Origin of the sequence: Rhodococcus artemisiae (assembly GCF_036327795.1) — a bacterium.
Taxonomy (GTDB): Bacteria; Actinomycetota; Actinomycetes; order Mycobacteriales; family Mycobacteriaceae; genus Rhodococcus; species Rhodococcus artemisiae.
Map to the genome: position 1 here is coordinate 70,038 of NZ_JAUTXY010000015.1, position 13,848 is coordinate 83,885.

A 13,848-nucleotide genomic window follows, 5' to 3' on the forward strand; every position below is an offset into this window, starting at 1 on the left:
CGGCCGTGGGTGCTCAGCCGCGCGGTTCGTCGACCCGCAACTCGTCGACCCGCAGTTCGTCGACCAACGAATCGACGACCGCGAGCAGACTTCCACCGTTGCTCTCGGCGACGCGTCGCTGACGTTGGTACGACGCGCCCCGAACAGGGATGTCTGCGACGGCATCGAGTTCGTCGGCGCAGCCCAGCCGCACCGCTGTCGGGGTGAGTTGCTCGAGCAGGTCGTGCAGATCGTCGGTGACCAGTCGCTCATGACACGCGGGGTCGAGAATCACCTCGGCGTCGAGCCCGTAGCGGGCCGCCCGCCACTTGTTCTCCTTGACGTGCCACGGCTGAAGCGTCGGAAGTGCTTCGCCGCGGTCGAGGCATTCGTCGTAGTAGACCACGAGGCAGTGGACGAGAGCGACGAGAGACGAGAGTTCGGCCACGTTGGTGATGCCGTCGAAGACCCGGACTTCCAGCGTGCCCCACTTGGGTGCCGGCCGGATGTCCCAGTGCATCCCACCCGGCTTGCTGATGACACCCGATCTGAGCTGATCTTCGATGAACCGGGTGTACTGCTCCCAGTCCGCGAAGTGGTACGGCAGGCCCGCCGTGGGCAACTGCTGGAACATCAGTGCCCGGTTGCTCGCATACCCGGTGTCGAGGCCTGCCCAGATCGGCGACGACGCCGACAGCGCCAGCATGTGGGGGTATTTGACGAGGAGAGCGTTGAGAATCGGAATGACCTTGTGCGACGACGAGACCCCCACGTGCACGTGCACACCCCAGATCAGCATCTGCCGACCCCACCATCGGGTACGTTCGATCATCTCGTCGTATTCGGGTGATTGGGTGACTATCTGGTCGGTCCACTGGGCGAACGGGTGGGTGCCCGCGCACATCAGGTCGACGCCCAGCGGATCGGCGGCGCGACGCAGCAGATTCAGCGATTCCTTCAGATCGTCGACGGCCTCACCCACGGTGTCGTGCACGTCGGTGACCAGCTCGACGGTGTTGCGCAGAAACTCCTTGGTCAAGCGCGGCGTGTCGCCAGGAAGTTCGCCGACCGCATCGAACACGACCGCGGCAGTGTTGGACAGTTCGCGGGTCGTCTTGTCGACCAGCGCGATCTCCCATTCCACACCGAGTGTCGGGCGCGGAGAACCCGGAAATTCGACAACCACCATTAGATCCAACCACAGGGCCCGCCCGACCGAGTGCCGGTCGGGCGGGCCCTGTGAGCGGAATTACGGGTGGTGCACTCAGGACACGACGCCGCAGGCGAGACGGCTGCCGGCGTTGTCCTGATGCACGACCACCGAGGTGCCCCGATCACCCTGGAGATCCTCGAGGGTGAACTCGGCGGTGGTGACCGTCGCGGTCGCGGAGCCGTCCTCGTGGACGACGACGGAGAGCAGGTCGCCGCTCTCCGGGACGGCAGTGTGGCCGGGAACCTGCAGGTGGCCACCGGCGGACAGGAACGCCCCCGGTTCGCCACCGGCCGGAGGTGCCGACTCGGGCTCGCACACGCCGAACTCGTGGACGTGGACGCCGTGGTATCCGGGTTCGAGGCCCTCGACGTCGATGGTCACCTCGACGTTGCCGTTGCTCTCGGCGAAGGTGACCGTGCCGGCGGACTCACCCGCGACGGTTTCCAGGTCGGCGGTGAGCGCCGTCCCCGACGCGGTCGCGCCGTCACCGGAGGACGCGTTGGCCTCGGCCTCGCTGCCGTGTGTATCGCTGCCGTGCGACTCGCCTTCCGGCGCAGGAGACCCCGTCCACACCGGCGGCGTGGTGCCCGGCACGCTGGTGGCTTCCTCGCTGTTCGAGCACGCACTCAGGCCCACCGCGGCGATCGCGACGATCGGGGCCAGGGCACGCCAGGTCATGCGACGAGTGGAACTGGGGGCCATCAAACCGCTCCTTCGAAGTACCGAAAAGTCACCTGATCATAGCGGGGCCCGTTTGCGTGTCCTGTCGTGATGGCCGTGTCGTCCGTCTCGGCCCGTTTCACGGTTCCGCGACGATGACGATCACGCCCGGTGCCGAATCCGCGATTCCGTCGAAACGCGGCTGTGCGGTGACCCCGAGGGCACCGGCCACTGACTCCGCGGTTTCCTGCTCGCCCGAGCCGGTGCCGTAGTACACGGAGGTCTGCGTCAGAAGGCCCTCGCTGTAGTTCCCTGTCTCGGCGATCGTGAAGCCCTCGTCCTCGAGCAGAGTGGCGGTCTGCGCGGCGAGCCCGGCGATGTTGCTGTTGTTGTAGACGCGCACGCTCGCAGACGACGCGGTTGCTCCGGAGCCCCTCGAATCCGACGATTCCGTGTCCGACGCTCCGCCGCCTGCAGCACCTGCGCCCAGGGACGATCCCGTTTCCGAAGCTGCCGGTGCCGACGCGGCGCCCGCGGCCCCGGCCGGCGAGGCAGGAGGCGGGGCGGTAGCGGGTGCCGGCGCTGCGGACGTCGTCTCGGTGGTGGCTGCCGCTGTCGACGCTGCATCGTCGTCCGAACCGCCGAGTGATGCGAATCCGAGCCCGGCGAAGAGGATCGCCAGGGAGATCAGCAGCATCGCAATGGCTCGTAGCGGTAACCCGGAGGATCCCCGGTTCGCGTTCTCTGCGGTTCTGCTCACGCCCTCGACCATAGTTGGCCGATCGGCCGGCACGTGTCGTGCGCTAGCGTGTCGTCTCGAATCCGAGGCGACGAGCTGCGCGCGCCTTCTGACGGCTGGAGCGCAATCGACGGAGCCGCTTGACGAGCATCGGGTCGGCGGCGAGAGCTTCGGGACGGTCGATCAGGGCATTGAGCACCTGGTAGTAGCGGGTTGCGGACAGCCCGAACAACTCCTTGATCGCTTCTTCTTTGGCCCCGGCGTACTTCCACCACTGGCGCTCGAACGCGAGGACGTCGTGCTCCCGGCGACTCAGGCCGTGCTCGCCGCTCTCGTTCGGGCTGCCGCTATCGATCGGGCTGCTCTCGGCCCCCGGACGCGGATCTTCCGCTTCGGATGGGTTCGTGCCATGCGCTGCTGCGCCGTCCATCTCACTCCTCGACTGCTTCGAATCACACCGTAACGACAATTACACCCGTGTGTTTCCGCGACTCATTCAATCACGGGGGTGCGACACATACGGGCCGGACGAGGCGACGACTCGCGCGCATTATCCTGGTTCACCATGGCCATCCTTCCCATCGTCATCACCGGCGACCCCGTTCTGCACAATCCCACCGAACCGGTGACCGAAACACCCGCGGAACTCGCGCAATTGATCGCCGACATGTACGAGACGATGGACGCCGCGAACGGCGTCGGCCTCGCTGCGAACCAGGTCGGGCTCGCCAAGCGCCTGTTCGTCTACGACTGCCCCGATCGCGACGAATCCGGCAAGGTGATCCGCCGACGCGGGGCCGTGATCAACCCGGTGCTCGAAACCTCCGAGATCCCGGAAAGCATGCCCGACCCGGAGGACGACCTCGAGGGTTGCCTGTCGGTTCCGGGTGAGACCTTCCCCACCGGGCGCGCCGACTGGGCGAAGGTGACCGGCGCCGACGAGAACGGCGACCCCGTGGAGATCGAGGGGCACGGGTTCTTCGCCCGGATGCTGCAGCACGAGGTCGGCCACCTCGACGGCTTCCTGTACGTCGACGTCCTGATCGGACGCAACGCCCGCGCCGCGAAGAAGACGATCAAGCGCGCCGGCTGGGGTGTGCCCGGCCTGACGTGGGTGCCGGGGAGCGTCGACGACCCGTTCGGTCACGACGATGACGAAGATGACGACTGACAGCCGCGCCGGAACACCGTGGCCGGCGATCCCGCTCGGCACGCGGGTCGTCGTCCGGTACCGCCTGCCCGCGGGGTACAGCCACCCGATGACCGATGTCATCGGCGATCTGGTGTCGGTGGAACCGGTGGTCGTCGTGCGTACCGCAGAGGAGAAACTCGTCCAGGTCGCTCCGAATACCGTCGTCGCGCTCAAGCCGCTGTCCGCACGCCCGATCCGCACCGCCGAGATCCGCTCGCTCGAACACGCCATGGCCGCCGGCTGGCCAGGTCTCGAGCAGGCGTGGATCGACGGCTGGTTCCTGCGCGCGGGTGGGGGATTCACCGGGCGGGCGAATTCCGCGACACCTCTCGGACCGCGCGGCACGGTCGCCGATCCCGATGATCCCGACGTGCGGGCGCGTTTGCGTGGATGGTTCGCCGACCGTGGGCTGCCGCTGCGTCTGCTGCTCCCCGACCGGCTCGCGGCGAGCCCCGAGGGATGGGTTCCCACCGGCGGCCAGGTCCAGGTGATGGCGGCCGATCTCGACAACGTTCCGCTTCCCCCGGGCCTCGGTCCGGTGGCGGTCTCTCCAGAGCCCGACGCCGACTGGATCGCGCTCTACCGTGGCGGCAACCTCCCGGACGTCGCTGGTGCGGTTCTCGGCGCGGTCGTCGCGGGCACCCTCGGTTTCGGTCGCATCGGTACACCCGGGACACCGCCGATCGCGATCGGGCGGGCCGCGATCACCGACGCTCCCGACGGCCGGCGCTGGGTCGGCCTGGGCGCGATCGAGGTTGCTCCCGAGCACCGCCGTCAGGGTGTCGGCACGTTGCTCAGCGGATCGCTGCTGGAGTGGGGTCGTGAGCTCGGCGCCACCCACGCCTACGTCCAGATCGAGGCCGGCAACACCGCCTCCCGCGAACTGTATTCGGGGCTGGGTTTCGTCGACCATCACCGCTACGGGTACCTGACAGAACCCGTCGGATAGGTCGCCTACAGTGGGTGCCGTGCGCCTCGCTACCTGGAATGTGAACTCCGTCCGTGCCCGTACCGATCGGATCGTCGATTGGCTGCAGCGAACCGACACCGACGTGCTCGCGATGCAGGAAACGAAGTGCAAGGACGAGCAGTTTCCGTATGCCCGGTTCGAAGAACTCGGCTATCAGGTGGCGCATGTCGGCCTGAGCCAGTGGAACGGCGTCGCGATCCTGTCCCGCGTCGGACTCGACGATGTGCAGATCGGTTTCGAGGATCAACCCGGATTCTCGAAGGACCCCGAGGTCTCCCCCGTGCGTGAGGCGCGCGCCATCGGTGCCACCTGCGGCGGTGTCCGGGTATGGAGCCTGTACGTGCCCAACGGCCGCGAGCTCACCGATCCCCATTACGCCTACAAGCTCGATTGGCTCGCGAAGCTGCGCGCCGACGCTCAGGGCTGGCTCTCCACCGCCCCGGACCAACCGGTCGCGCTGGTCGGCGACTGGAACGTCGCACCCACCGACGAGGACGTGTGGGATCCGGCGTTCTTCGAAGGCAAGACCCACACCTCGCAGCCCGAGCGCGACGCATTCTCCGCGTTCGCCGAGGCCGGGTTCGTCGATGTCGTGCGCCCGCACACGCCCGGGCCCGGCGTGTACACGTATTGGGATTACACACAGCTGCGTTTCCCGAAGAAGCAAGGTATGCGCATCGATTTCGTGCTCGGATCGCCGACCCTCGCTGCGAAGGTCACGTCCGCGTCGATCGACCGCGACGAGCGCAAGGGCAAGGGCGCGAGCGATCACGCACCGGTGATCGTCGACCTCGCCGAATAGTCCCGGACGTCGACATAGTCCGGGGCGTCGACATAGTCCGGGGCGTCGGCCGCGTCCACGTCCGGAGCCCGCTCGGATTTCACGAGTTCGTACGCCACCCACGCGCAACCGATCAGCATGAGGACGCCGTGCGCGATCCGCACCGTCGGCGACACGAAGAACTGCGGGATGTACAGGAGATATCCTGCAGCCGAGATGCCCGCCGGAAGCACCGGGGTCCATCTCCTACGCACCGCTGACACGAGCACGACGATCACCCCGACGGCGACGAGGAGCAACCCCACACCGAACGCGATCATCGCCGCTGTTCCGGTTCGGATCAGTTCGGCAAGCTCGAGCGCGGTATCGCCGTCGACGGCGGTGAGTTCGTGCAGCGCGAAGGTCTCGGCTCCGAAGTACAGCAGGGTCAGAGCGCTACCGACCCCGATCGCTGCGGTTGCGAGCGGTGCAATGCGCAATTCCGCGAACGCGAATGCCGTCAGGATGAATGCGGCGGCGCCGGCGAGATGCGCGACCGTCCACCAGATCGAGCCGAACTGTTCGAGGGTGTCTGCACCACCGCCGGGCGCGAACGGCCGGGTGAGTGGGAAGAGAGCGAACAGGATGCCCGCGACCACCAGCAGCGTTGCGGCGACCGTCCGTCGTTGGGGATTTTCGTGATTCATGGCGAGATCTCCCGAATAGTGAACACCGACCGCTTTCGAGATCAGTGTTCACTCTTTGGACCGATCAAGCAAGAGCAGTGCTCACATTTTTCGGATCAGGGTCGCCGAGCGGGCTCGATCGGCACGATCACATCGCGATAGCCCGGATTCGACGTGAGATACCTCTGCACATACGTGCACACCGGCCGCACTCGCCAACCTCGCCTCCTCGCAATGTCGAGCGAACCGCCGACGAGGATGCCGGCAAGGCCACGGTGCCCGAAGTCTTCGACGATCACGGTGTGCAGGAAATCGACGACGGGACGCCCCCTACCGGGGATGCCCGCCGGATGCTCGGAATCGAAATACCCGAGAATGCCCACGAGGTCACCATTGAGACGCAACTCGAATCGGTTCTGATCGGCATTGTCGGACACCTCCGCCGTCGACAAGTTGATCACGAACGCCTCCCCGAACCTCAATACCTAGTGTGACGCACGCCACTATAGAGCACATGTGCACAGCGCTGGGGCACCACTCCCCCGACAGAGTGCCGACACCGGCAGCTGCCCGAACGACGACCGGTAGGGTCACCTCCGTGCAGCTGCTTCCCCTGGCCGAACAAGGCCACACCCCAATTCGTGTGCTCACCATCGCCGGCACGGACTCCGGAGGAGGCGCGGGCATCCAGGCCGACTCGCGCACGATGGCGATGTGCGGCGTCCACGCCTGTGTCGCGGTGGCCGCGGTGACCGTGCAGAACTCGGTCGGGGTGAGCGGCTTCCACGAGATCCCACCGGAGACGGTGGCAGCTCAAGTGCGATGCGTCGTCGACGACATCGGAGTGGCTGCGGCCAAGACGGGCATGCTTGCGTCGACCGAGATCATCGAAGCGGTCGCGGACGTGTGCTCGGAGGTCGGCATCGGCCGCGACACCGCCGTCCCACTCGTCGTGGACCCCGTGTGTGCGTCGATGCATGGAGATCCCCTGCTGCATGCGAGTGCACTCGAGGCCGTCCGCTCGGCGCTGATCCCGCTGGCGACCGTCGTCACTCCCAACCTCGACGAGATCCGGCTCATCACCGGCATCGAGGTGGTCGACGACCGCACCGCAAGGCAGGCTGCGGAAGCACTGCACGGGCTCGGTGCACAGTGGTCGATCGTGAAGGGCGGTCATCTGCGCACTTCGGAGTCGAGCACCGATCTGTTGTTCGACGGCGACCGATTTCTCGAGTTCCCGAGCCCGCGTCTCGCCACGGGTAACGACCACGGTGGCGGCGACACGCTCGCCGCGGCGCTGGCATCGGCACTCGCCCACGGCCGGTCGGTGCCGGACGCCCTGGCGTTCGCGAAGGAATGGGTGACGAAGTGCCTCGAGTGGTCGTACGACCTCGGCCACGGACACGGACCGGTCAACCCGCTGTGGCGACTCCACGAACATCGCTGACAATCCAGCCCCTGACCGCGCCCGTGTAGGACCGATCACTCCGTGAATGCAGCGCGCGCCTCGGTACGGGCCGCCCCGCTCGGAACTCCGTCCGGGCCGTCGAGCGAGCCGGCGTAGACCGCGGTGCTGTAGGCGACGGACGCCGCGGCGACCGCGAAGGCATCGCGGTCGATGTTGTCCACTGTGTCCTCCGGGCTGTGGTAGTTCGGGTCGAAGTCCTCGTCCGCAGCGCCGCCCCACTTGTCGGCCTCTTCGGGGGTCTTGTCTTCGTCGGCGCCGGTGAACGTGCCACCGGCGGGGATTCCGACTGCCATGAACGGGCCGTAATCGGAACGACCGTCGAAATCGGTGCCGCCGGCATCGATCCCGCGCTCGGCGAAGAATCCGGAGAGGGTGCGCTCGATGCCGGCCGATCCCTCGGGTCCCGGTCCGGCACCGTCCGTATCGGAATCGTCGCCGTCCAAGAGGAGATAACCGGGGTTCGGGGACCCGATCATGTCGAAATTCAGGTAGAGGGCGATCGCATCGCGCTCCTCGGGAGACAACGACGCGACATACTCGCTCGACCCCACGAGCCCGATCTCCTCGGCGCCCCAGAACGCGAACCGCACGGCGTTGGTGACGCCGGGTTCGCTGCCGAGCTGCAGCGCGGTCTCGAGGACTGCCGCGACACCGCTGCCGTTGTCATTGATCCCCGGTCCTTCGGGCACGCTGTCGAGATGTGCACCGACGACCACCACATCGTCGGTCGAGCCCGTGGCGGTCTGCGCAATGACGTTGCGGGAGCGCTGCGTCTCGGTCTTCGTGTCGAGGACGAGGTCCACCGACGGCGACTCCGCAACCCGCTCACCGTCTGCCGGACCGATCCCGCCGACCGGAATTCGTCGCTCCACGGTCTCGTCGAGCGTCGCACCGGCGAGGGGGCCGTCCTCTGTGTTCACCACGAGCAGCGCGGCAGCCCCCGCATCGGCAGCAAGAGTCTCCTTCGCCGAGAAGGTGCACACGCCACGGTCGACCACCACGATCGCTCCCGCAACATCGAGACCGTCGTAGTCGGTGGCCTCGCATCCCGGAGTGTCGTCGGTGGGCACCCGCACGACGGGTGCGGTCAGCCCCTCGGGTCCGGTGGTGGGCGACAGACCCAGTGCCCGCACGTCGAGGGGCTGTCCGTCGATCTCGAGCCTCTGGGCTTCGACCTCGAAGGTGGTGGCCTCGAATTCGGGTGTCTGCACGTCGTATCCGGCGTCGCGCAACGCGCCCGCCACGTAGTCGACACTCGCGTCGTAGCCCGCGGTACCGAGCGCACGGTTACCGTGGTGCTCCGTTGCGATGCGGTCGAATTCGGTGAGGTGGCCCATCAGGGCGTCGATCTGCACACTGTCGGCGAGCACGGTCGGATCGACGGATGCCGCGTCCGTACCGCCATCGTCCGCGCAGCCTGCGAGCACCACGGCCGCCACCACGACCATGGCGGTGCGGCGGCCGATCACCGTGTCGATCATTGCCCGAGCGTACTGTCCCGGCACGGTTCAGGCGTCGCGTTTTCCGACCACCGCCAGCGACACCCCGAACACGATCGCCGTGAACAACGCGAAGTACAGCAGCGAACCCCACGGTCCCCAATGGAAGTCGACGCCCTGTTCCATTCCGAGGAAGTTGTTGATGTTGGCGAACGGCAGGAACGGCTGAATTTCACGACCGACCCGGCCGAACAACGAGAACAACGATTCGATGAGCAGGGGCCACAGCAGCAGCAATGCGATCGTGCCGGCCGACTGGCGCAGTAACGTCCCCACACCCACCGCAAGGAACACCGCCAGGAACGCGTAGAACGGGATGCCGTAGATCGCGCGCCACGTGTCGCCCTCGAGCACGAGATCGCGTCCCGCTTCCGGACCTGCGAGCGCCTTCGCGATGTACACGGCGATCAGGCCCACAACGCCGGTGATCACAGCGCCGATCACACCGATCAACACCGATTTCACGGTCAGCACGAGAGAACGGTTGGGATTCGCGATGAAAGTGGTGCGGATGACGCCGAAGCGGTACTCGCTCGTGACCGACAGCGCCGCGAGGATCATGAGGACCATGATGCCGAACCCCGTCACACCGGTCGCGGCGATGTCGGGGGTCAGATAGAACCGGGCGGCCTCGTCGTCGAGCGACATCGAACTGCGGGCCACTGCGCCCATCATCGCGGCGAAACCGATGCCCAGGGCGACGATCACCGCCAGGCACCAGAACGGAGATTGCACCGACGTGAGCTTGATGCGTTCCGCGCGCAAGGTGTCCACTGCTGGTGATGCCATTACAGGCTGCCCTTCATCACGTCGTCGAAACCGGTGCCGTGGAACTCCACGTCGCCTCCGGTCAGTTTCATGAACGCATCCTCGAGGGACGCCTGGCGGCTCGCCAGCTCGTGCAGGACGATCGAGCGCGCTGCGGCGAGCTCGCCGATCTCTGCGGCACCGGCGCCCGATACATGCAATGCCCCGTCCACATCGACCGCGGTATGTCCGCGTTCGGTGAGTGCGGTGCGCAGGTCGTCGAGTTGGGGACTGCGGACCACCACGAGAGATTCCGATGCGCGATCGACGAAGTCCTCGACCGAAGTGTCGGCGATGAGTTTGCCTCGCCCGATCACGACGAGGTGGTCGGCGGTCTGGGCCATCTCCGACAACAAGTGACTCGACACGAGCACCGTGCGGCCTTCCGCGGCCAGGGCCTGCATGAATCGGCGGATCCACACGATGCCCTCGGGGTCGAGACCGTTGACGGGTTCGTCGAACAACAGCACCTTCGGGTCGCCGAGCAGCGCACCCGCCAGGCCGAGACGCTGCGACATGCCGAGCGAGAAACCGCCGGCACGCTTGCCAGCGACCTCGCTCAACCCGACCTGACGCAGCACTTCGTCGACGCGAGAGCCGGGCAATCCGTTGGAGGCGGCCAGCCACCGCAGGTGCGCGCGCGCCGATCGGTTCGGATGAACCCACTTCGCGTCGAGCAGCGCGCCGACGGTCTGCAGCGGCCGGGTCAGTTCCCGATACTGCTTACCCTCGATGAGCGCGGTACCCGATGTCGGACGGTCCAACCCCAGGATCATGCGCATCGTCGTCGACTTGCCCGCCCCGTTGGGGCCGAGGAACCCGGTGACGATTCCCGGTGGGACGGTGAACGTCACGTTGTCGACGGCAGTGGTTGAACCGAAGGTCTTGGTCAGTCCGGTCACTTCGATCATGGTCCACAGACTGCCGTAAATCCGGCCGGAGCGCAGCACCACGGCCGTGACCAGGGCCTCAGGGTTCCATGGGCGACGATGCCTGGGCCCAGAAGCGTTTGGGGATGCGCCCGGCATGCCGGGCACGGAACCCTGCTTCGACCGCGTGTCGCATGGCCGACGCCATCAGCGCCGGGTCCTTCGCGCGGGTGACGGCGGTGGCGAGGAGCACCGCATCGCAGCCCAATTCCATGGCGAGCGCGGCGTCCGAGGCAGTGCCGATACCGGCGTCGAGAATCACGGGGACCCCCGCGGATTCCACGATCATCTCGATGTGATGCGGATTGGCGATACCCAGCCCGGTCCCGATCGGCGACCCGAGCGGCATCACAGCCACACATCCGACGTCCTCGAGGCGTCGCGCGAGTACCGGATCATCAGTGGTGTACGGCAGGACGTTGAAACCATCGTCGACGAGTTGTTCTGCAGCAGAAACCAATTCGATGGCATCTGGCAGCAGCGTGCGTTCGTCGGCGATGACCTCGAGCTTGACCCACTCCGTTTCGAGCGCTTCCCGGCCCAGCTGCGCGGTGAGCACGGCCTCCTTCGCGCCGCGGCACCCGGCAGTGTTCGGCAACGGCACGATTCCGAGTCTGCGCAGCAGATCCAGCACACCGGTACCCGACGTCGCGTCGACTCGGCGCATCGCCACGGTGGTCAGCTCGGTGTCCGAGGCGACGAGCGCTTCCTCGAGCACCGCCAGATTCGCGGCGCCGCCGGTGCCGGTGATCAACCGGGACGAGAAGGAGCGTCCCGCGATGACCAGCGGCGGCAGGTCGTGTCCCGGGTCCACCGATCCGGTTGCCTGCTCAGCCACCCTGCACCGCCGTGAGGATCTCGATCTGCGCACCCTTGTCGAGCTTCTCTGCCCAGCGGCCACGCGGAAACAGCACACCGTCGACGGCCACGGCGATGCCCTTCTCGGGCAGAGTCATCTCGACCAGGAGCTCCGTGACGGTCGGCGCCTCTGCGAAGTACTTCTCCTCACCGTTGACGGTGATACCGACCGAAATCGGACTTGTCATCGCACACTCTCTTTCACGAATCGGCGGGGATCTGCATGTGTCGCTTCGGGGAGCGGATCGTCGGCAAGTTCGGCGAGGACCGCATCGACGGTGACGGCGGTGAGCAGGACCCCGTTGCGTCCGTGCCCTGTCGCGGCGATCACCCGATCCGACAACCGGCCGATCAGCGGCAGATTGTCGGGACTCGTCGGGCGTAGGCCCGCGCTCGCCTCGCGCAGTTCGTACTCACCGATCGCGGGGAACAGCATTTCGGCGTCGGCGATCAGGTCGCGCACCCCCGCGACCGTGACCTCGGTATCATCCGCTTCGTATTGGGTCGCGCCCACGACGAGCCCGTCGGGGCGCGGCACCAGATACGCGGGGCGTCCGTGCACACTGCCGCGCACGGTGTGCTGCGGCGGCGGGGTAGCTCCGGGCCGCACGCGCAGCCGCAGGATCTCCCCCTTGACCGGGCGGACGGGAAGACCCGGCCACAGCGTCGCCGATGCGGAACCGGCCGCGAGGACGACGCGGTCTTCGCGCAGTTCGTCGAGGTCTCCGACGGAAGTGTGGACGAACCGCACGCCCGCAGCGACAGCGGCACTCTGCAGCGCCTCGACGAGTCTTCTGTTGTCGACGGACAGTTCGGTGGGGGCAAGCAGGCCGAGCCTGATCCTCGGGCCGAGCGACGGCTCGAGATCGCGGATCTCGGCCCGCGTGAGGATCCGCATCTCGTGGCCCTGCTCCCCCACCCACGACGCGATCGTGCGCAGGTCCGCGGCGTCCGCGGCGTCCAGTGCAACGGTCAGCGACGCGCCCGCTGTGAAGACGTCGACGCCTGTGTCGCGTTCGAGGGCGTGCGCGAACTCCGGCCAGCGCTGCAGCGACGCCGCTCCGAGACCGAGGACGTGTTCTTCCCCCGGCCATCCCTCCGACAGCGGCGCGAGCATTCCACCGGCCACCCACGAAGCGCCCGACCCCGGATCGGGGTCGTGGACGGTGACCGTCCACCCCGCTCGGGCCGCGCGCCACGCGACGGAAAGACCGATCACACCGCCACCGATGACAGCTACTGTCGACACGACATCCACCTCACTCCCTGCGCCGGCATGATCCGGTTCAGGTCATAACGGTCGGGGCCGGCAGGCCCCCTCTCAGCCCCGCGTTCCTCGGGACTCCCGTGTTGTCACTTCCGAGGTAGAGGCTACCGTCTTGTCCGTGACGACCTACCGGACCACCTACCGCGGCAACCATCCCGACCCCCGTGGACGCCTCGCGACAGCGCGGTTGTACCTGTGCACCGATGCCCGTCGCGACACCCGAGACCTCGCCCGGTTCATCGAAGAAGCCCTGGTCGGCGGCGTCGATATCGTGCAGTTACGCGACAAGGATTCCGCAGGTGAGAAGAAGTTCGGCCGACTCGAGGCCGGTGAGGAACTCGCTGCACTCAAGGTGATCGCCGATGCGTGCGTACGCCACGGTGCGCTGCTCGCGGTCAACGACCGGGCCGACATCGCGCTCGCCGCCGGCGCCGACATCCTGCACCTCGGGCAGGGCGACCTGCCGGTGAAGCAGGCGCGGCGGATCCTCGGCGCCGACATCGTCATCGGCCGGTCGACGGCCAGCCGCGCACAGGCCGTCCTCGCCGACGGCGAGGAGGGTGTGGACTACTTCGCGTCCGGTCCGGTGTGGGACACCCCGACGAAGCCGGGACGCTCGGCAGCGGGGCTCGACGTGATCCGCGAGGTGCACACGTCGCATCCGCAGCGGCCGTGGTTCGCGATCGGCGGCGTCGATCTCGAACGTCTCCCGCAGGTGCTCGACGCGGGCGCCCGGCGCATCGCTGTGGTGCGAGCGATCACGAAGGCCGACGACCCCCGCGCTGCTGCTGCGGCGCTGAAGGCTGCGCTGCCCGCCTGAC

17 protein-coding genes and 1 riboswitch are annotated in these 13,848 nt (G+C 67.3%); of the genes, 5 read left to right on the forward strand and 12 right to left on the reverse strand.

From position 1 onward, the window contains the following. Positions 1 to 13 precede the first annotated feature (13 nt). The 4 genes from Q7514_RS25700 to Q7514_RS25715 all read right to left on the reverse strand — a co-directional run bounded on the left by Q7514_RS25700 (position 14) and on the right by Q7514_RS25715 (position 3,021). Positions 14 to 1,165, reverse strand: a complete 1,152-nt coding sequence (locus tag Q7514_RS25700) for a glutamate--cysteine ligase (RefSeq protein ID WP_330136213.1) — start codon at positions 1,163 to 1,165, stop codon at positions 14 to 16. A 78-nt stretch (positions 1,166 to 1,243) separates the two neighbouring features. Beyond that, on the reverse strand, positions 1,244 to 1,894 hold the full coding sequence (locus tag Q7514_RS25705; protein WP_330136098.1) for a superoxide dismutase family protein: 651 nt from the start codon (positions 1,892 to 1,894) through the stop codon (positions 1,244 to 1,246). Between the two features lie 97 nt (positions 1,895 to 1,991). After that, positions 1,992 to 2,624: a LytR C-terminal domain-containing protein gene (locus tag Q7514_RS25710; protein WP_330136099.1), complete on the reverse strand. Its 633-nt coding sequence runs from the start codon at positions 2,622 to 2,624 to the stop codon at positions 1,992 to 1,994. A gap of 31 nt (positions 2,625 to 2,655) precedes the next feature. Next, on the reverse strand, positions 2,656 to 3,021 hold the full coding sequence (locus tag Q7514_RS25715; protein WP_330136100.1) for a DUF3263 domain-containing protein: 366 nt from the start codon (positions 3,019 to 3,021) through the stop codon (positions 2,656 to 2,658). 135 nt (positions 3,022 to 3,156) lie between these two features. On the opposite strand from Q7514_RS25715, the gene Q7514_RS25720 reads away from it, so the two are divergent. The 3 genes from Q7514_RS25720 to Q7514_RS25730 are packed head-to-tail and all read left to right on the forward strand — an operon-like array spanning position 3,157 to position 5,555. Further along, complete coding sequence (locus Q7514_RS25720) at positions 3,157 to 3,762, forward strand: peptide deformylase (RefSeq protein WP_330136101.1); 606 nt, start codon at positions 3,157 to 3,159, stop codon at positions 3,760 to 3,762. After that, on the forward strand, positions 3,752 to 4,732 hold the full coding sequence (locus Q7514_RS25725) for an N-acetylglutamate synthase, CG3035 family (protein WP_330136102.1): 981 nt from the start codon (positions 3,752 to 3,754) through the stop codon (positions 4,730 to 4,732). The genes Q7514_RS25720 and Q7514_RS25725 overlap by 11 nt, the downstream gene beginning before the upstream one ends. Positions 4,733 to 4,751: 19 nt before the next feature. Then, positions 4,752 to 5,555 (forward strand): exodeoxyribonuclease III, encoded by an 804-nt coding sequence (locus tag Q7514_RS25730; protein ID WP_330136103.1) that lies wholly within the window; start codon positions 4,752 to 4,754, stop codon positions 5,553 to 5,555. Here Q7514_RS25730 and Q7514_RS25735 read toward each other — a convergent pair. Together Q7514_RS25735 and Q7514_RS25740 are read right to left on the reverse strand one after the other, a co-directional pair. Beyond that, positions 5,522 to 6,220 (reverse strand): hypothetical protein, encoded by a 699-nt coding sequence (locus tag Q7514_RS25735; protein WP_330136104.1) that lies wholly within the window; start codon positions 6,218 to 6,220, stop codon positions 5,522 to 5,524. The two genes, Q7514_RS25730 and Q7514_RS25735, sit on opposite strands and share 34 nt — an antisense overlap. A gap of 95 nt (positions 6,221 to 6,315) precedes the next feature. Continuing rightward, positions 6,316 to 6,660 carry a GNAT family N-acetyltransferase gene (locus Q7514_RS25740; RefSeq protein WP_408016185.1) on the reverse strand — a complete coding sequence of 115 codons (345 nt, stop codon included), beginning with the start codon at positions 6,658 to 6,660 and terminating at the stop codon, positions 6,316 to 6,318. A 137-nt stretch (positions 6,661 to 6,797) separates the two neighbouring features. Between Q7514_RS25740 and thiD the strand changes: the two genes are divergently transcribed. Further along, entirely contained in the window at positions 6,798 to 7,646 is an 849-nt protein-coding gene (gene thiD, locus Q7514_RS25745; protein WP_330136105.1) for a bifunctional hydroxymethylpyrimidine kinase/phosphomethylpyrimidine kinase, read from the forward strand. Positions 7,647 to 7,681: 35 nt separating this feature from the next. On the opposite strand, the gene Q7514_RS25750 is transcribed toward thiD, so the two are convergent. From Q7514_RS25750 to thiO, 6 genes are all read right to left on the reverse strand, one after another. Further along, entirely contained in the window at positions 7,682 to 9,148 is a 1,467-nt protein-coding gene (locus Q7514_RS25750; RefSeq protein ID WP_330136106.1) for a M20/M25/M40 family metallo-hydrolase, read from the reverse strand. Positions 9,149 to 9,175: 27 nt separating this feature from the next. After that, positions 9,176 to 9,955: an ABC transporter permease gene (locus Q7514_RS25755; RefSeq protein ID WP_408016186.1), complete on the reverse strand. Its 780-nt coding sequence runs from the start codon at positions 9,953 to 9,955 to the stop codon at positions 9,176 to 9,178. Then, positions 9,955 to 10,884, reverse strand: coding sequence for an ABC transporter ATP-binding protein (locus tag Q7514_RS25760; RefSeq protein ID WP_330136107.1), 930 nt, complete (start codon positions 10,882 to 10,884; stop codon positions 9,955 to 9,957). The genes Q7514_RS25755 and Q7514_RS25760 overlap by 1 nt, the downstream gene beginning before the upstream one ends. A 58-nt stretch (positions 10,885 to 10,942) precedes the next feature. Next, positions 10,943 to 11,740: a thiazole synthase gene (gene thiG, locus Q7514_RS25765; protein ID WP_330136108.1), complete on the reverse strand. Its 798-nt coding sequence runs from the start codon at positions 11,738 to 11,740 to the stop codon at positions 10,943 to 10,945. Then, the gene (gene thiS / locus Q7514_RS25770; RefSeq protein WP_330136109.1) at positions 11,733 to 11,948 is read right to left on the reverse strand and encodes a sulfur carrier protein ThiS; all 216 of its coding nucleotides are present in this window, start codon (positions 11,946 to 11,948) and stop codon (positions 11,733 to 11,735) included. The genes thiG and thiS overlap by 8 nt, the downstream gene beginning before the upstream one ends. Continuing rightward, on the reverse strand, positions 11,945 to 13,009 hold the full coding sequence (gene thiO, locus Q7514_RS25775; RefSeq protein ID WP_330136110.1) for a glycine oxidase ThiO: 1,065 nt from the start codon (positions 13,007 to 13,009) through the stop codon (positions 11,945 to 11,947). Before thiO ends, thiS begins: the two co-directional genes overlap by 4 nt. Further along, a riboswitch (TPP riboswitch) is annotated at positions 13,005 to 13,119 on the reverse strand. Its footprint overlaps the gene before it by 5 nt. A 26-nt stretch (positions 13,120 to 13,145) precedes the next feature. On the opposite strand from thiO, the gene thiE reads away from it, so the two are divergent. Then, positions 13,146 to 13,847: a thiamine phosphate synthase gene (thiE, locus tag Q7514_RS25780; protein ID WP_330136111.1), complete on the forward strand. Its 702-nt coding sequence runs from the start codon at positions 13,146 to 13,148 to the stop codon at positions 13,845 to 13,847. The last annotated feature ends 1 nt before the right edge of the window (position 13,848 follow it).